The organism is Pseudomonas silensiensis (assembly GCF_050434865.1).
In the GTDB taxonomy this organism is placed as follows: domain Bacteria; phylum Pseudomonadota; class Gammaproteobacteria; order Pseudomonadales; family Pseudomonadaceae; genus Aquipseudomonas; species Aquipseudomonas fluorescens_W.
This window is the reverse complement of sequence record NZ_JBNDJH010000007.1, coordinates 215,604-236,401: the sequence shown is the minus strand read 5'-3', so window position 1 is coordinate 236,401 and position 20,798 is coordinate 215,604. Positions and strand designations below refer to the sequence as shown.

Here is a 20,798-nt window from a genome sequence, read left to right as displayed (position 1 = left end):
GCAATGCCAATTCGTGTCGACCTGCTCGCGTTAGAGCCCAATGTGCCTGGTCAGGCCCGCCTCACTGTGAAGAAATGGCAGGGTGGCGAGGAACAGCTGGAGTTTTCCATTCAGCGTAACCAGGATGGTTTTTACCTCCAGGACCACAAGGCCTGGAGCAACAATCCATTCTGGTTCAAGGTCTCGCGTTTCAACGTCACGGCCAGCGGCGAAGGCCTGGAAGCACAGGTCGGCCCAGACGTGGTCGACCCGCTGCTGGAAGGCGGCGCCAACTCGCAATTCCAGATCGAACTGCGCGAACAAAGCCAAGGCCACGCCGACAAAGGCGTGGTTCGTCCAGGCGTTGGCGTGTTGCCGTCCACGGCCGGCGGCCAGACGCGCTCAACTTACGGTGGCGCCGAACTGACGGCGCCAAATGCACCGGCACCGAATGCACCGGAACCGGCACCGGAAATCCCGGAGTTGCCTGAGCTAACCCTTTCCACCGCCGAGCCAGAACTGGAATTGGAGTCGGTGCTCACCGAGCCCGCCTACACACCGCCTCCCGCACCGGTGAAGAAAAGCAACAAAGGCCTGATCGGCCTGTTGATTGTCGTGGTGTTGCTGCTGGCCGCGGGCGCCGGATTCTGGTTCTACAAACGCACCCCGCAGCCTGCCCCGGTAGCCGCAGCCCCTGCCACCGCACCAGCCGGTGCCGACGCTCAAGCCTGCACCCTCGATAGCATGAACAGCCTGCCCGAATTGACCTTCGTCCAGACCTGCATCAAGGCTGCGCCCGACAGTGCCAAGTTGCTGGAGATCATCAACCAGGCCAAGACCGGCAAACACTGCGGTGTCGCCCAGCGCCTGTACGCCAACCGTGCCCAGGCCGGTGACGCGCTGATCGCCAACGCCTATGCCCGCGAATACGACCCTAAATACCTGAAGGCCAGCGAGTGCTTCCCGGCCGCGGACAACGCCACGGCGGCCTATTGGTACGAAACTATTCTTACCCAGGACCCGAACAACGCCGAAGCCAAGCAGCGTTTCGAGGAGTTGCAGAAGTGATGCGTTCGTCCGTGAGTCGATTCCTGTTGAGCGGCGCCGCATTGTTGGCGCTGTGTATCAGCCCGTTATCCCAGGCCGATGACAAACCACTGATCCAGGCCGGTAAAAAGACCCTGTTCCAACGCGTGCTGACCACGCCGGGCTGCAAGATTAGCCCCACAGCGGGTGGTGCCGCCGGTGACGCACAACCGGTCTTCAGCCGCTTTTATGTGTACGAGCGCGCCCAAGCGAACAACGCCGAATGGCTGAAAGTCGGCCCCGACAGCTATGGCAAAACCATTGGCTGGCTTCCTGCCAGCTGCACCACCGACTGGAAGATGCAGCTGACACTGGCCTTCACCAACCCGGCCAACCGCGACCGGTTGCTGTTCTTCAAGGACCGCGCCACCGTCGAAGGCATCCTCGATGCGCCGGACCCTGTCAGCAAAGTCGCGCCGCTGCGGGCCACGTTGAAAAAAGGCCAACAAGCACCGGGTGTACTGGCTCAGGAACCTGAATACTTCGTCGACCTGCAAAAGCAGTTCTACCTGCTGCCGGTGCTCAGCGGCGAAGAAGTCATGACCGAAGGCGGTTTCCGCACGCGCCTGCTCAACGTCGCGTCGGTCAGCAAGCCGGATGACAAGAATGCCAAGGGCGGTGCTGCGAACAGCGCGGCCGGCGGCAAGGAAGCCGCGGACAAAACGTCCAACCAACTGAAAGAATTCAGTGCAGCGGTGGTGTTTGTCATCGACTCGACGATATCGATGGACCCGTACATTGACCGTACTCGCGAGGCGATCCGCAAGGTTTATCAGCGGATCGAAGCGCAGAACCTCGGCAAGCAGGTCAAGTTCGGCATGGTCGCTTTCCGCTCCAACACCCAAGCGGTGCCGGGGCTGGAATACACCACCAAGATGTACGCCGACCCTACCAAGGTGAAAGACAGCGCCGACTTTTTCGCCAAGATCGCCGACCTCAAACAGGCCAACGTGTCGAGCAGCAGCTTCGATGAAGACTCGTTTGCCGGCGTCATGGACAGCATTGACAAGGTCGACTGGAGCCAGTTCGGCGCGCGCTACGTGGTGCTGATCACCGACGCGGGCGCCATCGAAGGCGACGACAAACTGTCGAAGACCGGCTTGAGCGCCGCGCAGGTGCGTATAGAAGCCGCCAACCCGGGCGTGGCGATTTACACCCTGCACTTGAAAACCCCCGCCGGGGCCAAGGACCACGCCAAGGCCGAAGCGCAGTACCGGAACCTGTCGACCTACCCGGGCACCAACACCTCGCTGTACTACCCGGTGAACGCTGGCGATGTGAATGAATTCGGGCGCAAGGTCGACGCTCTGGCCGCAGCGATCACCACTCAGGTGAAAGCCGCCTACATGGGCGAAGACGCCATCGGCAGTGCGGCGAACGCCAAGCAGGACCCGGCCGAGAAGAAGATGCTCGAAGACGCGGCGCTGATCGGCCACGCCATGCAACTCGCCTATCTCGGCGAGAAGACCAACAGCAAGGCCCCGCCGGTGTTCAAGGCATGGATCACTGACCGTGACCTGATCAAGCAGAACATCCCGACCACCGATGTGCGGGTGCTGCTGACCAAGTCCCAGCTCAGCGACTTGAGCGACGTGATGAAGAAGATTCTCGATGCCGCCAACGAAGGCCTGATTTCGCCGACGGAAATGTTCGATCGCCTGCGTTCGGTAGCCGCGACCATGGGCGCCGATCCCAATCAGCTCAAGCAAAACAGCAACGCCAAACTGGCGGACATGGGCGTCCTCGGCGAGTACCTCGAAGACCTGCCCTATCAGAGTGAAGTGCTGAACCTGGATGAAGAGACCTGGAAGAGCTGGGACGGTCTGGCGCAAGAGAAATTCATCCGTACGCTGAACACCAAACTGCGGCATTACCAGCGGTACAACGCGGATGTCGACCGTTGGGTGGCTTTAGCCAAGGACAGCGATGCACGGGACAACGTGTACCCCGTACCTCTGGAAATGATGCCTTAACGAGACGCCGATGCTCGATATCAAGAACCTGCTGGTGCGCCGTGGTGAAGGCGCGCTGGCCCATCACGTGCGCCTGCCCCACTTGCAGGTCGGTGTCGGGGAAATCCTCGCCATCACCGGCGAGAGCGGCAGCGGCAAAAGCACGTTGCTCGAAGCCATCGGCCTGTTGCTCGCGCCGATGGAGCTCGAGCGGTTTCGGCTGGGCGCGGCGCAGGGTCAGGATATCGCCCAACTGCTTGCCAACGACGACCAGCCAGCCTTGGCGACCGTGCGCTCGCAGCATTTGGGGTTCATTTTGCAGAGTGGCGGCTTGCTGCCGTTCCTGAGCGTGCGGGACAACATCAGCCTGCCACGCCGGTTGCTCGGGATGCCGGCAAAGAGCGCGCACATCGACCATGCGGTTGACGTGTTGCGCCTGCAAGGCTTGCTAAACAAACACCCTCAAGCGTTGTCGATCGGCGAACGCCAGCGCGTGGCCTGCGTGCGGGCAATTGCCCATGAACCGCTGCTGCTGTTGGCCGACGAGCCGACTGCCGCGCTCGACCCCCACAGTGCCCGACGCTTGTTCGAGTTGCTACTGAGCCTGGTGTCGAGCATGGGTTTGAGCGCGCTCGTTGTGTCCCATGACTGGGCCTTGCTGAAGGATTTCGGCTTGCCGCGCCTCGGTGCGATCAGCCGTGAGGGAGAGACATCGTTTGAACCGATGGACTGAACGACTGCGCCTGCTGGGCTCACTGGCCCTGCAAGACCTCTGGCACGACCGCAAGGTGTCGCTGTGCATCGCCGCATCGCTGGTGGCGGTGATTGCGCCGTTGTTGCTGCTGTTCGGGCTCAAGCACGGGGTGGTCAGCCAGTTGCAGGACGAACTGCTGCGCGACCCGCGCAACCTTGAAGTGAAGATGCTCAGCAACGGCAACTACGACACGGCCTGGATCGAGCGTTTGCGCCTGCGCCCCGAAACCGGTTTTGCCCTCGGCCAGACGCGCTCGCTCAATACCCAGGCTGACCTGCTGATCGGCATGCAGCGGTTTGTCGAAGGCGCCGAGATCATTGCCACCGAACCGGGCGATCCACAGCTGAACCTGTCGTCGCTCACCCCTGTCGGTAATCAAGTGATCCTCAGCGCCAGCGCCGCGCAACGTTTACAGGCCAAGGCCGGCGACAGCGTGCAACTGCGCGCGTTGCGTCACCTGGAAGGTGTCAATGAACGAGGAGAGATGACCCTGACGGTGCTGGCGGTGCTCGACGGCGCCCGCTTCGGCCGCGCGGCCGGGTTTGTCGCCCCGCCGCTGCTGCTGGACCTGGAGCGCTTTCGCGACGGTTATCAGGTCAGTGCGTTCGGCGTTATCACCGGCAAGCCTCTGGGCGATCTGCAACCGCTGTATGCCCGCGCCCGCGTGTATGCGCGCGACATCGATCAAGTCGCACCGCTGGAGCACTGGCTCAACGAACAACACATCGAAACGTCGAGCCGGCTGGCCGACATCGACAATGTCAAAGCCATCAACCATGTGCTGGGGCTGATCTTCGGCGTGATCGCCGTGGCGGCGCTGATTGGCTGCGTGGCGTCGATGGTCGGCGCGTTCCTGGCCAACATCGACCGCAAACGCAAAAGCCTCGCGGTCCTGCGTCTGTTAGGTTTCAAGCGGCGGGCCGTCGGCGGTTTCGTGGTCCTGCAAGCGCTGGTACTGAGCCTGGCCGGCTACGTTGGCGGGCTGGGGTTTTATGCCGTCGGCAGTCATCTGTTCGACTACTTGCTCGGCAGCAGTCAGGCCACCGGCACCTTCGTTTGCCACATCACTGTCTGGCATGGCCTTGCCGCCCTGCTCCTGACTTTTTTGGTCGCTGCATTGGTGGCCGTGATCGGCGCCGTGCGAGCCATCAACATCCAACCTGCGGAGAGTCTGCGTGAGCTATAAACGTTTTGGCTTGCTGTTGCCCCTGAGCCTCGGCTATGTGCTCGATGCCTCGGCGGCGGGCTGGGAAGAGAAGTTTTACAACCCGATGCCGGACGCCGCCGACGTGGTGCTGCCGATGCCCTGCGAAGGCTCCATGGTATTTCGCAAGGTGTTCATTCCGGTGGCCGGCCCGCTCGACGATTACCCGATCAACATCGGTCAGGACGGCGCGGAATATGGCTATGTCGAACAGACCCGCCCGACCTTTATCGCCGGCAGTTTTACCGGGGCCAAGAACGACAAGTCCCGCTACTACCTGATGGCCAAGTACGAGATGAGTCAGCTGCAATACGCCGCACTGACCGAAGCAACCTGCCCCACCGCCGCCACCAAAATGCGCGTACCGCAAACGGCCGTGAGCTGGGTGCAAGCCATCGAAGCCGCCGACAAGTACAACCTGTGGCTGCGCAAAAACGCCGCCAACAAGTTGCCCAAGGAGGACGGCGCACTGGGCTTCCTGCGCCTGCCGACTGAAGTCGAGTGGGAGTTCGCTGCGCGCGGCGGGCTCGAAGTCGCTGCTGCAGAGTTTCGCGACACGCACTACCCGATGCCGGAGGGCATGAATGCCTACGAGTGGTTCGCCGGGGCGCAATCGTCCAACGGCAAAGTGCAGTTGTCCGGTCTGCAAAAGCCCAATCCGCTGGGTCTGCATGACATGCTCGGCAACGTCGACGAAATGATGTTCGAGCCGTTTCGCCTGAACAAACTTGATCGCCAGCACGGTCAGGCCGGCGGCTATGTGGTGCGTGGCGGCAACTACTTGACCGCTCAGGCCGACCTGCGAACTGCGTTGCGCAAGGAAGAGCCGTATTACAACGCCGACGGTCAGGTGAAAAACAAAACCACCGGCCTGCGCCTGGTCATGGTCTCACCGACCCTCACCTCTCGCGAACGCGTCGCCAGCATCGAAAGCAGCTGGAAGAAACTCGGTACCGGCAGCAAGGAAACCGAATCCGCCGACAAAGGCACGGTTCAATCTCTGAACAGCCTCGCCTCGGGCGTCGAAGACAAAGCGCTCAAGGAAAAACTCCAGGCCCTGGAAAACAAGCTGCGCGCCAGTAACCAGCAGCAGGAAGAAACCCGCGACCAGGCGATTCGCGCCAGCCTCAATCTGGGCGCATTCTTGTGCACCAAGATGCTAGACGACGGCCAGTACGTGGACTTCCTGCAAAAGAACTACAAACTCAACTGCGAAAGCGCGGACAAAGACGCCAGTTGCGACATGCGCAAAGGCAAGCTCGACGAGCAGAAGGATCGCCTGCACAAACTCAGCCGTTACTACGCCAGCAGCCTGGTGGAATCGGCGACCTTATACGGCCAGCCATTGCTTGAAACGCAGGTCCCGGTGATGGACGAAATCATCACCCGCAACAAACAGCTGCAAGACCTCAAACCTTACTTGCGCACCCACTGGGCCAATCAGAAGGCGTTCCTGCAAAAGCAGAAGATCGATACTGAAGCCTGGCTGAACAGCTGCAAAACCGTTACTCAATAACAACATTTCAACACCGTTACCGAGGAGTTTCACCATGTCGCGCAGCCTTTGGACTCGCTTCAAGCTACAGATCGCTTTCGTTGTCGCCGGCAGCCTGCTGCTGACGGGTTGCGCCAACACCGGTAGCTCCATGCTCGGCGACAGCGACGGAACCGACCCGCGCCTGACCCAGGGCCAGGACGCTGAGTTCTTCAGCAAGTCCGGCTACCAGGCCTGCGCCGTCGGTGCCGGTGTCGGCATCCTCGCTTGCGCACTGTCCAACAGCAACAACAAGGGTGTCTGCGCCATCGCCGCCGGTATTACCGCGTGTGGTGTGGCCATGGGCGCGAACTACTATCTGGATCAGCGTCGCAGCGAATACGCCGACACCTCCACCCGCTTGGCTAAAATGAACAGCGACGTCGAACAAGACACCCAGAACGTGATCGCCCGTACCGCGACCGCTCAGCAAGTGATCAAAGATGATCAGGCGAAAATCGCCCGGATCAAAAAGGACATCGCCAACAAGAAAGTCGACAGGAGCCAGGCCCAGGCGCAAATCGCCGAGATCGATTCCAACATCGCGCGCCTGCGTAAAGACCTCGGCAACATGCGCATCAAAGTCACCGAGTACACCAAGGTGGCAGACGCCGAGCGTGCACAAGGCGCCACCGGCGCCGAGATCAAGCAGGTGGACATGAACATTAAGAAAATGAACCAGAAAGTCGCTGCCCTGCAGAAGGAAGTCGACGGTCTGTACAGCCAACGCTCCGCAATCACCCTGGGCTAAGCACATGACGCTACGACAACTGGCGGTCCTCACCGCCGTCCTGGCCTTGAGCGGTTGCGCGACCACGCCGGGCGAATGCGATGCGACCAATCGCGACAGCAGCATGCTGACCAAGATGAACTGCGACTACTCCGGTGGTTACAGCGATCAGGTCAAGCAGAAGGAACAGGCCCTGAGCGAGTCCCGTCAGCAAAACGCAATGTTCCGTCAGGTGTACGAGAACATTCAGGCCCAGCAGCTCAGCACCAAAACCGACCTGGCCAGCCAGCAGAAAGCCCAGGCGGCGCTGAATCAGTCACTGGGTAAATTGCTGACCTCGCTCAAGGCCCGGCATGGCAATGAAACCCAGGTGAAAAAGCAGATCGCCGATCTCGAGCAGCAGCTCAAGGCTTCGCAAGCGGCACCAATGGCCAAGTCAACGCCAGCGACACTGGCGGCCAAGCAGAAAGAGCTGAAGGCGTTGCAGAAGAAGGTCAATCAGCTGCAATTCAGCCTCGGCTACGAAGAGTAACTTTTCACCCCGCAGGCCTCCCGATGGAGGCCTGCACTTTTTCAGGAATCGTCGTCATGCAGCGGGTCATCAGGGATGCGCAAGCCACATCGGAGGGGATGAGTGCACTGCAAGCCAAAGTCGCCCTCATCCAGAAACACTTTCCGCCGACCGTCGCCAGCCTTTTTGCCATCCCGCGGATGGGCAGCGGCGACGTGCTGGAGTGGTGGACCGAACTGGGTGGCCAACCTACGCCCTACGCGGACCTCAATGAGGACGCGCAACGACGTTTGCTGGAAACCTATGAAGTGCGTCAGACGTCCCTCGGACAGTTGGCGGACGAACTGCAAAGACGCGGTCAAGCGACGGAAGCGCAAGACCTGCGCAGCCTGCTCGGCACGCCTGAGCTGGACAAACTCTACAGCCTCAACGGTGAGCCTTTGGTCGTGCGCTGGAACCAGCGTCCGCCCAAACCGATCGTGCCGCCAGTGATTCCTGTGGTGCCGGTCGTACCGCCGTCGCGCCGTGGCTGGTGGATCGCGGCGGCCTTGCTTGCGCTGCTGTTGCTGCTTCTGGCGCTGTGGCTCTGGTGGTTCCTGCACCGTGAACCGGTTGTCGTGGTTCCACCGGTAGCGCCGGTGGTGACACCAGTGGAGAAACCGGTGGAGAAACCGGTTGAACCGGTACCCGAGCCTGTCGTGGAACCGGAACCGGAGCCTGCTCCGAAACCAGAACCCGCGCCAGCACCGGTGCCGCCGCCCAAGCCGGTCCCACCACCAAAACCGGTCGTGGCCGCGCCGCCGCCACCGCCACCGCCACCTCCAGCCCCGACGCTGGATAACTACGCATGCCGCAAAAAAGCGCCTGATGCCGTGCCCCCGCAATTTGTGGTGGTACTCGACACCTCGGGTTCGATGGATTTGAACATCAAGTCGGTGAAAGCCGACGAGGACTGGTTCTTCGGCAATGAGATGAACAAGTACCTGGACCCGAACCGCACCATGCAGATCTTTGCCAAGCCCAGCCGCATGGACGTCGCCAAGGAATCGCTGGCCGGCATGATCAATGGGCTGGACCCGAAGATCGACACACGCCTGATCACCTTCGCCGGTTGCGAAAGAACACCGGACCAGGGCGTGTTCAAGCTTGGCGACCGCCCGCGGCTGATCAACGGGATTCGCGGTCTGGTTCCCAACGATGGCACACCACTGGCTGACAGCCTGGCCTACGCCGCCAGCAAAGTCGACGGGCGCAATAACGATGCAGTGATCGTGATGTTCGTCGACGGCGAGGACGGTTGCGATAAAGACGCCTGCGCGGTATCCCGTCGCATCGCCAGGGAACAACCACGCCTGCGGGTCAACGTGGTGAAAATCGGTGCCGGTGGCCCGTCACGTTGCATCGCTGAAAACACCGGTGGCCGGGTTTACAGCAGCACCAATGCGGCGGAGTTGGGCAAGCAGTTGAAACTGGCGACCAAGGAAGTGTCGAGCAATGCCAAGTGTGACTAGCCTGGGGACAGATCCTGAATTGAGGTGACCCCATCGCGAGCAAGCTCGCTCCCACAGGGTTTTGTGTCGATCACAAATCCAGTGTAGGAGCGAGCCTGCTCGCGATGGCTATATCAGAGGCGCCTCAACGAAACCGGTCAACCTCATGCCGCAAGTCCGCCGCGAGCTTCTCCAGCTCTTTGGCGGTGATCGCCAGATTGGACACCACTTCGCGCTGCTCACTGTTCGCCAGGGCAATGCTTTGCAGGTTGCTGCTCAGCAAGGTGGCGGTACTGCTCTGCTCTTGAGTCGCGGTGGTGATCGCCGCGAATTGCTGACCGGCAGAATGGCTTTGCTCATCGATCCGAGCCAGGGCACTGGCGACGTTGGCGTTGCGTGACAGGCCTTCCTGCATCAACACATTGCCCTGTTCCATGGTGCTGATGGCGTTGCCGGTTTCCTGCTGGATACTTTGAATCATTCCGGAAATTTCATCTGTCGCCTGACGGGTACGCGAAGCCAGGTTGCGAACCTCATCGGCTACCACGGCAAAACCACGCCCCTGCTCACCGGCACGAGCGGCTTCGATGGCGGCGTTGAGCGCCAGCAGGTTGGTTTGATCGGCAATCGAAGTAATCACACCGACAATGCCGCCGATTTCCTGGGAGCGCTGACCCAAGGTATTGATCACCGCCGCCGTGCTGTTCAACGCGCCAGCGATTTGCTCCAGAGACGAGGACGCTTCGCCCATCGACGTACGACCGATCTGGGTTTGTTGTGCGTTTTCCTGGGCCAGACGCTGGGTGTTGCCCATGTTGTCGGCGATGTTCAGGGACGTTGCGCTGAACTCTTCCACGGCGCCGGCCATGCTGGTGATTTCGCCCGACTGCTGCTCCATCCCTTCATAGGCGCCGCCGGACAGACCGGACAAGGCCTGGGCGCGGCTGTTGACCTCTTGCGAAGCCTTGCGGATGTGCTCGACCATGGTCGACAGCGCCTGGCTCATCTGGTTGAACGCGCGGGCCAGCTGACCGATTTCGTCATTGCTCGATACGTTCAGCCGCACGCTCAAATCACCGGCGCCCAAGGCTTCGGCCTGACGCACCAGATCCCCCAAAGGCGCGAGTTTGCTGCGCAGCAACCAGACCGCCGCCCCCACAGCGATCAACATCGCCAGCAGACTGCCAATCGCCAATTGAATGCCGACACTCCAGGTCACAGCACGAATTTCGGTTTTCGGCATGCTCGCCACCACCGACCAAGGCCCGCCTTCAAACGGTACGGCAATGCTGTAGAAATCTTCGGACTTGTCGCTCCAGAACTTGCCCTTGCCCGGCGTCTTCGCCAAGTCAACGATGGTCGGAGTCGCTTGATCCAGCGCTTGTACGCCCGCGATCGGCACCAGCCATTTGCTCTGTTCATCCAGCAGCGCCAGGGAACCGGTCTGGCCGATACGGAAACGCTTGAGGTTGGCATACTGCGCATTCTGCGCGTCGGTGTAGTCGAATCCTACGAACAGCACGGCAATCACCTTACCGCCACTGTCACGTACGGGGGTGTACTGAGTCATGTAGGAGCGGTCGAACAACAAGGCACGACCGACGTAGGCCTGCCCCGCCATCAAGCGCGCATAGGCCGGGTTCGCGTGATCGAGCAGCGTACCGATGGCCCGGCTGCCGTCCTGTTTGCTCAGGGACGTGCTGACCCGGATGAAGTCTTCGCCGCTGCGCACAAACACCGTCGCAACACCGGCGGTCATTTGCTTGAACTCGTCCACTTCCTTGAAATTGTTGTTCAGCACTTCGCTGCCCAGGTGCAGGCCCGGCGTCTGCGCGCCCGCTACCGCCACCGGTTCATCCGGGTGCACGCTCAAACCGGCGCTGAAGCGCTTCTCGAACAGACCGCTGAGGCGCTGGGTGCTTTCACGCAACGTGCCGTGAAAGGTACTCAACTGATCAGCCAGCAACCGGGCTTCACTGGCCAGGTGCTCTTCGCGGGTGGCGAGGTTGGCGGCGTCCAGCGAACGAAGGGCGAATACGGTACTGCCGCTGATGACAATCGCCAGTATCACGGCAAGCGCAAGACCAAGCTGTGAGGCGATCCGGGCACGAGGTTGAGACATGACAGCTCCTGGCCGAGCGACCGGATCATCCTTGATCTGGCTGCACACTCAGCAAAATTCTAATAATGGGAATTGCGTCGAACCTGCACGAAGGTTCCACCTGCCTTTTCGGCGGACAATCTGAATACTTGAGTAATTAACCGGGATATGGCTCAAGGCCGCCATTGCGGCGGCTCTATCGATTCAGCCCAGGTGTTGAACGTCGGGCAATTCCATTGCTCGGGCTTCGCCTTGCAGGAAGTCGCTGAGCCTGCGCAAACGTTCACCACCGGGGCGGGTTTTCGGCCAGACCAGGTAATATTTCTCACCGCTGGCGACGGCCGTCGGCCACGGCAGACTCAGACGCCCCTGAGCCACATCTTCCGCCACCATCAGCAGATCGCCCATGGACACGCCATAACCTCGGGCGGCGGCGATCATGCCCAGTTCCAGCGTGTCGAACACCTGCCCGCCCTTGAGCGACACCTGATCCGCCAGCCCCATACGCTCCAGCCAGCTGCGCCAGTCGCGACGATCCGGCGTCGGGTGCAGCAATTCGGCATTGGCCAGCCGTGCGACATCCCACGGTTGATCCTGCAGAAGATTCGGCGCGCCGACTGGAATCAGCTCTTCCGAGAACAGGAAACTCGCCTCCCAGTCCGGCGGAAAATGCCCGTTGCTGAGAATGACGGCGCAGTCGAACGGTTCATGGTTGAAGTCCACCGAGTCGACATCCATCCAGGCGCTGGTCAATTGCACCTCGTTGCCCGGTTGCAGGTGCCGAAAGCGGCTGAGCCGTGCCAGCAGCCAGCGCATGGTCAGGGTCGACGGCGCTTTCATGCGCAGGATGTCATCTTCGGCACGCAAGGTATTGCAGGCCCGCTCCAGCGCGGTGAAGCCTTCGCGAATGCCGGGCAGGATCAACCGCGCCGACTCGGTCAATTGCAGATTGCGTCCGCTGCGGTGAAACAGCCGACAGGCAAAATGCTCTTCCAGCGTACGAATGTGCCGGCTGACCGCGCTTTGGGTGATCGACAGTTCTTCGGCCGCACGGGTAAACGAGCTGTGCCGTGCCGCCGCTTCGAATGCGCGCAGGGCATACAAGGGAGGAAGACGACGGGACATTCGGAAAGCTCCTATAGCGGGATTCGGTCACCCTAGCAGAAACCTTCCAGCATGAGTTTGAATCATGCAACCCATCCTTTTTATCCCTTTGTGCAAACCCCGTAGAGCGCCGAGAATCGACGCTTTCCTGTCCCTCTTTAATTATCGAGCGTGATGACCATGCAGCATCCAGCACGTACCGAACTCTGGGCCATCCTGCGGCTGGCGGGGCCGTTGATTGCCTCGCAGTTGGCGCACATGCTGATGGTCCTCACCGACACCTTGATGATGGCGCGCCTGAGTCCAGAGGCGCTGGCCGGTGGCGGCCTGGGCGCAGCGACATACTCGTTCGTGTCGATCTTCTGCATTGGCGTGATCGCCGCGGTCGGCACCCTTGTGGCCATCCGTCAGGGTGCCGGCGACATCGTCGGCGCCGCCAGGCTGACCCAGGCCGGGTTATGGCTGGCGTGGTTGATGGCGTTGGTGGCCGGGCTGCTGCTGTGGAACCTCAAACCGGTGTTGCTGCTGTTCGGCCAGACCGAAACCAACGTCCACGCGGCCGGGCAGTTCTTGCTGATCCTGCCGTTCGCCCTGCCCGGCTACCTGAGCTTCATGGCCCTGCGCGGCTTCACCAGCGCCATCGGCCGCGCAACACCGGTGATGGTCATTAGCCTCGGCGGCACCGTGGCTAACTTCCTGCTCAATTACGCATTGATTACCGGCATGTTCGGCCTGCCGAAACTGGGGTTGATGGGCATTGGGCTGGTCACCGCTATTGTCGCCAACTGCATGGCGCTGGCGCTGGCCTGGCACATCCGTCGGCATCCGGCTTACGACGCTTATCCCTTGCGTCAGGGCCTGTCGCGGCCTAACCGTCAGTATCTGAAGGAACTGTGGCGCCTGGGCCTGCCGATTGGTGGCACCTACGCGGTGGAAGTCGGCCTGTTTGCGTTCGCCGCGCTGTGCATGGGCACCATGGGCAGTACGCAAATGGGCGCACATCAGATTGCCCTGCAAATCGTCTCGGTGGCGTTCATGGTTCCGGCGGGAATTTCCTATGCGATCACCATGCGCATCGGGCAGCACTACGGCGCCGGGCAACTTCTGGATGCACGGCTGGCCGGTCGGGTCGGCATCGCTTTTGGCGCGGCGGCGATGCTTGCCTTCGCCATGGTCTTCTGGTTGCTGCCGAATCAGTTGATCGGCTTGTTCCTGGACCACAACGACCCGGCGTATCGCGACGTCATCAACCTGGCTGTGAGCCTGTTGGCGGTCGCCGCGTGGTTCGAGCTGTTCGACGGCACGCAAACCATCGCCATGGGCTGCATTCGCGGGCTCAAGGATGCCAAGACCACGTTCCTGGTGGGGTTGGGCTGTTATTGGCTGATTGGCGCGCCAGCTGCCTGGTGGATGGCCTTCCATTTGAATTGGGGGCCGACAGGCGTCTGGTGGGGATTGGCGCTGGGGCTGGCGTGCGCGGCGGTGAGCCTGACACTGGCGTTTGAGTGGAAGATGAAAAAGATGATTCGTCGGGAGCCGTCGTCGCGGCGCTTCGAAACTGCCCAGACCGAGTGAAATCCCCCTGTAGGAGTGAGCCTGCTCGCGATAGCGGTGTACCAGTTAACAACTATGTTGACTGACACACCGCTATCGCGAGCAGGCTCACTCCTACAGGGATTTTGGGTTAGTTCACTACTTCCAGTGCAGACTGCTGACCGCTGCCAAAGGTCAAATACTCAACCAGCTCCGCCAGCGGCAACGGCTTGCTGATCAAATATCCCTGCACCTGATCGCAGCCAAACCCGCGCAACAGATCCAGTTGCTCCGGCGTTTCCACGCCCTCGGCGACCACTTCAAGATTGAGGTTGTGCGCCAGATTGATCATGGCGTGGACCAGTTTGCGATTCTCTTCGCGCTGTTCCATGCCGCCGACAAAGCTCTTGTCGATCTTTAGCAAGGCAATCGGCAAGCTGTTGAGGTGCACAAACGATGAGAAACCGGTGCCGAAGTCGTCGAGGGAGAAGCGCACACCCAGACGCCCCAACGCATCCATGGTCTGTTTGACCAGATCGCTGCGGCGCATCACCGCTGTTTCAGTCAGCTCGAATTCCAGCCATTGCGCCTCGACGCCGCGTTCGGCAATCAACCGGCTCAGCGTCGACAGCAACTGGCTGTCCTGAAACTGCCGGAACGACAGGTTGATCGCCATGTGCAACGCCGGCAAACCCCGTTCGCGCAACGCTTGCATGTCGCGCAAGGCCCGGGAAATCACCCAGTAACCCAGCGGCACAATCAACCCGCTCTGCTCGGCCAGCGGCACGAATTCGCTGGGAGGCAGCAAGCCGCGCTCGCCATGACGCCAGCGCACCAAGGCTTCGAGGCCGACGATCTGACCGTCCTCAAGATTCAGGCGTGGCTGGTAATGCAGTTCCAGTTCATCCCGACGCAACGCCCGGCGCAGCTCGCTTTCGAGGTCGGCCATGCTGCGGGCATTGCGATTGATGCGTTCGTTGAAGATGTGAAAAGTGCAGCCCTGGGTACTTTTGGCTTGTTGCATGGCGATGTGCGCGTGCCACATCAGCGGGTCGGCGCCGGCCTGAGCCCGGGCGTGGGCAATGCCGAGGCTGGAACCGATCAACAGGCTTTCGCCATCGACCCAGTAAGGCTCGGCCAGCGCTTCGGTAATGCGCTCGGCCATCCATTCGGCGCGCTGAGGCGCGCGGCGGGTGTCGATCAGCAGGGCGAACTCATCACTGCCCAGTCGAGCCAATTGATCGCTGGCCTCAAGCTGGCTTTTCAGCCGCGCGACCACTTGCAGGATCAACCGGTCACCGGCCTGGTGGCCGAGGGCATCGTTGGCGTGCCGGAAGTTATCGAGGTCGAGGTGACCGAGAGCCAGGCCGCGGCCGTCGTTTTCCGCCAGGCGTGCCGCCAACAAGGTCTGGAAACCCTGGCGATTGGCGATGCCGGTCAGCGGGTCTTGCTCAGCCAGACGCTGCAGGGTGTTTTCCAGCAGGCCCCGCTCGCGCACATGCCGTAGGCACCGGCGCAACATGCCGGGATCGAGGTGATCGCGCACCAGCCAGTCACTCACCCCATCGGGCGGCGACAGCGGCTCATGTTCGAGCAGCAACACCGTCGGCAGATTGCAACGGCCAGGTAGAGGTTGAAGCGCTGGAATCGTCAACAACACCGCACTGCGGTTGTCATCGAACAGACTGCTGACCGACTCCCAGCTCGGCGCGCTGATCAGCACGGTCGAGCTCCCCATCGGAGCCAGACACTCGCGCAACAACGCTGCCCACGCTGGCTCTTCGGCCAGTAGCAGCAAACGCAAGGGTTCGACAGGCGTAGACAAGCTAGCTCCCTAGACTCTGCAAAGATGTAGGCGGCGGGCATTATGCAGCGCCGGTAACCAATGACCAACCGACACCGGTTAACAAACGCGGCTTTGTATCCGGAATTACGAACATTAGACGCAAACTCACCGCGCATCCTGCGTGAAAGTATCAAAACCGGCAAATATAGATAGCGTGCTGCGTCACAAGTCGGAGAGAGCAGCACAATTCGCTGAGCCTGTTAAAATGCCGGCCCATTTCGCAAACGACTCCCTGATTTCGTATGTCCCGACTCAATCCCCGGCAGCAAGAAGCCGTGAGCTACGTCGGCGGCCCTCTTTTGGTGCTCGCCGGCGCAGGCTCCGGCAAGACCAGCGTGATCACGCGCAAGATCGCCCACTTGATCCAGAACTGCGGCATTCGCGCCCAGTACATCGTCGCCATGACCTTTACCAACAAGGCCGCGCGCGAAATGAAGGAACGGGTCGGCACCTTGCTCAAGGGCGGCGAAGGCCGCGGCCTGACCGTCTGCACCTTCCACAATCTGGGCCTGAACATCATCCGCAAGGAACACGTGCGGCTAGGCTACAAGCCGGGTTTCTCGATCTTCGACGAGACCGATGTCAAAGCCCTGATGACCGACATCATGCAGAAGGAATACTCGGGCGACGACGGCGTCGACGAGATCAAGAACATGATCGGCTCGTGGAAAAACGACCTGATCCTGCCGCCCGAGGCCCTGGAAAACGCGCGCAACCCCAAGGAACAGACCGCCGCCATCGTCTACACCCACTATCAGCGCACGCTCAAGGCGTTCAACGCGGTGGACTTCGACGACCTGATCCTGCTGCCGGTGAAGCTGTTCCAGGAACACGCCGACATCCTCGAAAAATGGCAGAACAAAGTCCGCTACCTGCTGGTGGACGAATACCAGGACACCAACGCCAGCCAGTATTTGCTGGTGAAGTTGCTGATTGGCATACGTAACCAGTTCACCGTGGTCGGCGATGACGACCAGTCGATCTACGCCTGGCGCGGTGCGCGGCCGGAAAACCTGATGCTGCTCAAGGACGATTACCCGTCCCTGAAAGTGGTGATGCTGGAGCAAAACTACCGCTCCACCAGCCGCATCCTGCGCTGCGCCAACGTGCTGATCTCCAACAACCCGCACGAATTCGAAAAGCAGCTGTGGAGCGAGATGGGCCACGGCGACGAGATCCGCGTGATCCGTTGCCGCAACGAAGACGCCGAAGCCGAACGCGTGGCCGTGGAACTGCTGACCCTGCACTTGCGCACGGATCGGCCATACAGCGATTTTGCGATCCTGTATCGCGGTAACTACCAGGCCAAGCTGATCGAGCTGAAGCTGCAACACCACCAGATTCCGTATCGTCTGTCCGGCGGCAACAGCTTTTTCGGACGTCAGGAAGTGAAAGACCTGATGGCCTACTTCCGCCTGATCGTGAACCCGGACGACGACAACGCCTTCCTGCGGGTGATCAACGTCCCACGCCGGGAGATCGGTTCGACCACGCTGGAAAAGCTTGGCAACTACGCCACCGAACGCAAAATCTCGATGTACGCCGCCACCGACGAAATCGGTCTGGGCGAGCATCTGGATACGCGCTTCACCGATCGCCTGTCGCGCTTCAAGCGCTTCATGGACAAGGTCCGCGAGCAATGCGCCGGCGAAGACCCGATCTCGGCGCTGCGCAGCATGGTCATGGACATCGACTACGAGAACTGGCTGCGCACCAACAGCTCCAGCGACAAGGCCGCCGACTACCGCATGGGTAACGTCTGGTTCTTGATCGAGGCGTTGAAGAACACCCTCGAAAAAGACGAAGAAGGCGAGATGACCGTCGAAGACGCCATCGGCAAACTCGTCCTGCGTGACATGCTCGAACGTCAGCAGGAAGAGGAAGACGGCGCCGAAGGTGTGCAGATGATGACCCTGCACGCCTCCAAAGGCCTGGAATTCCCTTACGTGTTCATCATGGGCATGGAAGAGGAAATCCTCCCGCACCGCTCCAGCATCGAAGCCGACACCATCGAAGAAGAACGCCGGCTGGCCTACGTCGGGATTACCCGAGCGCGTCAGACGCTGGCCTTCACCTTCGCCGCCAAGCGTAAGCAATACGGTGAGATCATCGACTGCGCCCCGAGCCGCTTCCTCGATGAGCTGCCGCCGGACGATCTGGCCTGGGAAGGCACCGACGACACACCCGTTGAAGTCAAAGCCGTTCGCGGCAATACCGCATTGGCGGATATACGCGCGATGTTAAAGCGCTAGAATCGACTACTTTTTAACCAGCCTTAGGCGCACAAGCCGCCCGTAGAGGAAAGCTTCATGGAAGCACTGCACAAGAAAATTCGCGAAGAAGGCATCGTGCTTTCCGACCAGGTCCTGAAAGTCGACGCCTTTCTGAACCATCAGATCGACCCGGCCCTGATGAAGCTGATCGGCGACGAATTCGCCACGCTGTTCAAGGATTCGGGCATCACCAAGATCGTCACCATCGAAGCCTCGGGTATTGCGCCGGCGATCATGACCGGTCTGAACCTCGGCGTGCCGGTGATTTTTGCGCGCAAGCATCAATCCCTGACCCTGACCGAAAACCTGCTGTCGGCGACCGTTTACTCGTTCACCAAGCAGACCGAAAGCACCGTGGCGATCTCCCCGCGCCACCTGACCAGCAGCGACCGCGTGCTGATCATCGATGACTTTCTGGCCAACGGTAAGGCGTCGCAAGCGCTGATCTCGATCATCAAACAGGCCGGCGCTACCGTCGCGGGTTTGGGTATCGTTATCGAGAAGTCGTTCCAGGGCGGCCGTGCGGAACTGGATGCGCAGGGTTATCGCGTTGAATCGTTGGCTCGCGTGCAGTCGCTGGCGGGCGGCGTCGTAACCTTCATCGAATAACGCCACACCGAATATCCCCTGTAGGAGTGAGCCTGCTCGCGATTGCGGTGTATCAGTCGACATCTTCGGAGACTGATATACCGCAATCGCGAGCAGGCTCACTCCTACAGTTGTTTTGTGTTGGCTGTTATTGCGCGGTGGCCTTCAGGCCGGTAAGCAGCAAGCGCTGAAACAGGTCCTCTTTCAAACCTTCCGGTTTCGTCAGCTGCATCCGCTCCAGATGCTCGGGAAACGATGAAGGCTCTGGCGCATCCAGCGCTGCCTTGCCCAGTTCCAGAATCTCCGTGAGCTTGAACTTGCTCTTCAACCAGTTCAGCGCCCGCAATAGGTCCTTCTCCTCAGCGGTGAAATCACAGCCCAACGGATACTCCGGAAACAACTGCGGATGCCGCGCCTGGATGGCCTGCAAGCGCTGCGGACTGTTGTCGGCAAACCGTGGATCAATACGGAAACTCTTCGGTAACTTGCCGACGGCCTGAGCCTGTTCGATCAACCCCGGCTGGAAACGTGAGTCGCTGATGTTCAGCAATGCCTCGATCACCGCCGCATCGGTCTTGCCCCGTAGATCGGCGATGCCGTACTCGGTGACCACGATGTCTCGCAGGTGACGCGGGATCGTGCAATGGCCGTACTCCCAGACGATGTTCGAACTGACCTCACCGCCCGACTCGCGCCAGCTGCGCAGGAGCAGCACCGAACGCGCCCCTTCCAGCGCATGGCCCTGCGCAACGAAGTTGTATTGCCCGCCGACACCGCTGAGCACCCGCCCGTTTTCGAGCTGATCGGCTACGCCAGCACCCAGCAAGGTCATGGTGAATACGGTGTTGATGAAGCGCGCATCGAGGCGCTGCAAGCGTTTGAGTTCTTCCTGACCGTAGAGCTCGTTGATGTAGCTGATGCGGGTCATGTTGAACTCGAGCCGCTTGCTGTGCGGCAGCTCGCGCAACCGCTCATAGAAACTGCGCGGCCCAAGGAAGAATCCGCCATGCACCGAGATGCCGTCAGTCTGCGCGGCTTCGTCCAGCGTGCCGGCATTCGCCTGTTGCTGGGTCGGTACATCGGGGTAGACCTTGCGCCGCACGATCCCTGCGTCGGCCAGCACCAGCAAGCCGTTGACGAACATTTCGCTGCAACCGTAAAGGCCCTTGGCGAAGGGTTCGACGCCGCCTTCGCGGTCGATGAGTTGCGCCCACTGGCTGAGATTGACGTCCGCCAGCAGTGCCTTGTAACCGTCATTGTCGGCCTGACGCGCCAGCAGCGCAGCGGTCAGGGCATCGCCCACGGCGCCAATGCCGATCTGCAAGGTGCCGCCATCGCGCACCAGCGTGCTGGCGTGCAGCCCGATGAAGTGATCCTGGGTACCCACCGGCATGTTCGGCGTGGAGAACAGCGTGGTGCTGTCCTTCTCGTCGATCAGCAAGTCGAACGTGTCGATACCGATTTCGGCATCGCCGGGCATGTACGGCAAATCATTGTGCACCTGGCCCACCAGCAGGATCGTCTCCCCCGCCGCCCGACGCTTGGCGATCATGGGAAACAGGTCGAGGGTGATGTCCGGGTTGCAGCTCAGGCTCAGGCGGTCGGGATGTTCGCTGTGGCTGGCCACCAATTGCGCCACCAGGTTCAACCCGCCGGCGTTGATGTCCCGCGCCGCGTGGCTGTAATTGCTGCTGACGTAATCCTGCTGGGCCTGTGCGCTGTGGAGCAGGCTGCCGGGCTGCATGAAGAATTGCTGAACACGGATGTTGGGCGGCAGGCTGTCGCGATGCAGGTCGGCCAGGAAATCCAGTTCCGGATAGTCACCGAAAACCCGCTCGATGAAGGGCTCCAGAAAACGCTTTTGCAAACCGTCGCCCAAAGAAGGACGGCCCAGGCACAGGGCGGTGTAGATCGTCAGCTGCCGTTCGGGCAACTGCGCGATGCGTTGAAACAGCGCGTTGACGAAATGGTTGGGTTTGCCCAGACCGAGAGGCAGGCCCATGTGGATATGCGCCGGCAACCGTGCCAAGACATCATCGACCGCTTGCTCGATAGAACACAGCTGCACCATCTGATCCTCCCTTACATTCCGTGAATTGGGGTTGGACCGAGC

Annotated in this window: 15 protein-coding genes; 11 read left to right on the top strand and 4 right to left on the bottom strand. The window is 60.8% G+C overall.

Translation table 11 applies throughout. The features are described 5' to 3' along the window. Nucleotides 1–3: 3 nt before the first annotated feature. From QF010_RS13100 to QF010_RS13065, 8 genes are read left to right on the top strand one after another with little or no spacing between them, the layout of a single operon-like run. Complete coding sequence (locus tag QF010_RS13100) at nt 4–1,047, top strand: hypothetical protein (RefSeq protein WP_033060707.1); 1,044 nt, start codon at nt 4–6, stop codon at nt 1,045–1,047. Beyond that, the gene (locus QF010_RS13095; protein WP_429533281.1) at nt 1,047–3,038 is read left to right on the top strand and encodes a vWA domain-containing protein; all 1,992 of its coding nucleotides are present in this window, start codon (nt 1,047–1,049) and stop codon (nt 3,036–3,038) included. The genes QF010_RS13100 and QF010_RS13095 overlap by 1 nt, the downstream gene beginning before the upstream one ends. Before the next feature lie 10 nt (nt 3,039–3,048). Beyond that, nucleotides 3,049–3,750 (top strand): ABC transporter ATP-binding protein, encoded by a 702-nt coding sequence (locus QF010_RS13090; protein WP_429533258.1) that lies wholly within the window; start codon nt 3,049–3,051, stop codon nt 3,748–3,750. Beyond that, nucleotides 3,734–4,957, top strand: a complete 1,224-nt coding sequence (locus tag QF010_RS13085) for an ABC transporter permease (RefSeq protein WP_429533257.1) — start codon at nt 3,734–3,736, stop codon at nt 4,955–4,957. Before QF010_RS13090 ends, QF010_RS13085 begins: the two co-directional genes overlap by 17 nt. Then, the gene (locus QF010_RS13080) at nt 4,947–6,491 is read left to right on the top strand and encodes an SUMF1/EgtB/PvdO family nonheme iron enzyme (RefSeq protein WP_429533256.1); all 1,545 of its coding nucleotides are present in this window, start codon (nt 4,947–4,949) and stop codon (nt 6,489–6,491) included. The genes QF010_RS13085 and QF010_RS13080 overlap by 11 nt, the downstream gene beginning before the upstream one ends. Before the next feature lie 34 nt (nt 6,492–6,525). Next, a complete protein-coding gene (locus QF010_RS13075; protein ID WP_033060714.1) occupies nt 6,526–7,260 on the top strand; it encodes a hypothetical protein in 735 nt (244 codons plus the stop codon). Nucleotides 7,261–7,264: 4 nt separating this feature from the next. Beyond that, entirely contained in the window at nt 7,265–7,771 is a 507-nt protein-coding gene (locus QF010_RS13070; RefSeq protein ID WP_033060716.1) for a hypothetical protein, read from the top strand. Nucleotides 7,772–7,827: 56 nt separating this feature from the next. Further along, nucleotides 7,828–9,261, top strand: coding sequence for a vWA domain-containing protein (locus QF010_RS13065; protein WP_429533255.1), 1,434 nt, complete (start codon nt 7,828–7,830; stop codon nt 9,259–9,261). Between the two features lie 124 nt (nt 9,262–9,385). Here QF010_RS13065 and QF010_RS13060 read toward each other — a convergent pair whose 3' ends face one another. After that, nucleotides 9,386–11,362, bottom strand: coding sequence for a methyl-accepting chemotaxis protein (locus QF010_RS13060; RefSeq protein ID WP_429533254.1), 1,977 nt, complete (start codon nt 11,360–11,362; stop codon nt 9,386–9,388). A gap of 183 nt (nt 11,363–11,545) precedes the next feature. Next, nucleotides 11,546–12,466, bottom strand: coding sequence for a LysR substrate-binding domain-containing protein (locus tag QF010_RS13055; RefSeq protein WP_033060721.1), 921 nt, complete (start codon nt 12,464–12,466; stop codon nt 11,546–11,548). A 159-nt stretch (nt 12,467–12,625) separates the two neighbouring features. Between QF010_RS13055 and QF010_RS13050 the strand changes: the two genes are divergently transcribed. Then, complete coding sequence (locus QF010_RS13050) at nt 12,626–14,020, top strand: NorM family multidrug efflux MATE transporter (protein WP_429511593.1); 1,395 nt, start codon at nt 12,626–12,628, stop codon at nt 14,018–14,020. 109 nt (nt 14,021–14,129) lie between these two features. Here QF010_RS13050 and QF010_RS13045 read toward each other — a convergent pair whose 3' ends face one another. Beyond that, nucleotides 14,130–15,803 carry a putative bifunctional diguanylate cyclase/phosphodiesterase gene (locus QF010_RS13045; protein WP_033060723.1) on the bottom strand — a complete coding sequence of 558 codons (1,674 nt, stop codon included), beginning with the start codon at nt 15,801–15,803 and terminating at the stop codon, nt 14,130–14,132. Nucleotides 15,804–16,066: 263 nt separating this feature from the next. On the opposite strand from QF010_RS13045, the gene rep reads away from it, so the two are divergent. Both rep and QF010_RS13035 read left to right on the top strand, forming a co-directional pair. Then, nucleotides 16,067–18,076 (top strand): DNA helicase Rep, encoded by a 2,010-nt coding sequence (gene rep / locus QF010_RS13040; RefSeq protein ID WP_008150203.1) that lies wholly within the window; start codon nt 16,067–16,069, stop codon nt 18,074–18,076. 57 nt (nt 18,077–18,133) lie between these two features. Further along, nucleotides 18,134–18,706 carry a xanthine phosphoribosyltransferase gene (locus QF010_RS13035; protein WP_020799401.1) on the top strand — a complete coding sequence of 191 codons (573 nt, stop codon included), beginning with the start codon at nt 18,134–18,136 and terminating at the stop codon, nt 18,704–18,706. Nucleotides 18,707–18,833: 127 nt separating this feature from the next. Here the strand turns inward: QF010_RS13035 and QF010_RS13030 are convergent, their stop codons facing one another. Further along, a complete protein-coding gene (locus QF010_RS13030) occupies nt 18,834–20,756 on the bottom strand; it encodes an acetyl-CoA hydrolase/transferase C-terminal domain-containing protein (RefSeq protein WP_429533253.1) in 1,923 nt (640 codons plus the stop codon). Nucleotides 20,757–20,798 lie beyond the last annotated feature (42 nt).

Excerpts from the sequence above, each read along its gene's own strand:
- QF010_RS13050 (WP_429511593.1), top strand. The coding sequence starts at position 12,626 with ATGCAGCATCCAGCACGTACCGAACTCTGGGCCATCCTGCGGCTGGCG.
- QF010_RS13035 (WP_020799401.1), top strand. The coding sequence starts at position 18,134 with ATGGAAGCACTGCACAAGAAAATTCGCGAAGAAGGCATCGTGCTTTCC.
- QF010_RS13075 (WP_033060714.1), top strand. The coding sequence starts at position 6,526 with ATGTCGCGCAGCCTTTGGACTCGCTTCAAGCTACAGATCGCTTTCGTT.
- QF010_RS13095 (WP_429533281.1), top strand. The coding sequence starts at position 1,047 with ATGCGTTCGTCCGTGAGTCGATTCCTGTTGAGCGGCGCCGCATTGTTG.
- QF010_RS13065 (WP_429533255.1), top strand. The coding sequence starts at position 7,828 with ATGCAGCGGGTCATCAGGGATGCGCAAGCCACATCGGAGGGGATGAGT.
- QF010_RS13070 (WP_033060716.1), top strand. The coding sequence starts at position 7,265 with ATGACGCTACGACAACTGGCGGTCCTCACCGCCGTCCTGGCCTTGAGC.
- QF010_RS13055 (WP_033060721.1), bottom strand. The coding sequence starts at position 12,466 with ATGTCCCGTCGTCTTCCTCCCTTGTATGCCCTGCGCGCATTCGAAGCG.
- QF010_RS13030 (WP_429533253.1), bottom strand. The coding sequence starts at position 20,756 with ATGGTGCAGCTGTGTTCTATCGAGCAAGCGGTCGATGATGTCTTGGCA.
- QF010_RS13060 (WP_429533254.1), bottom strand. The coding sequence starts at position 11,362 with ATGTCTCAACCTCGTGCCCGGATCGCCTCACAGCTTGGTCTTGCGCTT.
- QF010_RS13100 (WP_033060707.1), top strand. The coding sequence starts at position 4 with ATGCCAATTCGTGTCGACCTGCTCGCGTTAGAGCCCAATGTGCCTGGT.
- rep (WP_008150203.1), top strand. The coding sequence starts at position 16,067 with ATGTCCCGACTCAATCCCCGGCAGCAAGAAGCCGTGAGCTACGTCGGC.
- QF010_RS13090 (WP_429533258.1), top strand. The coding sequence starts at position 3,049 with ATGCTCGATATCAAGAACCTGCTGGTGCGCCGTGGTGAAGGCGCGCTG.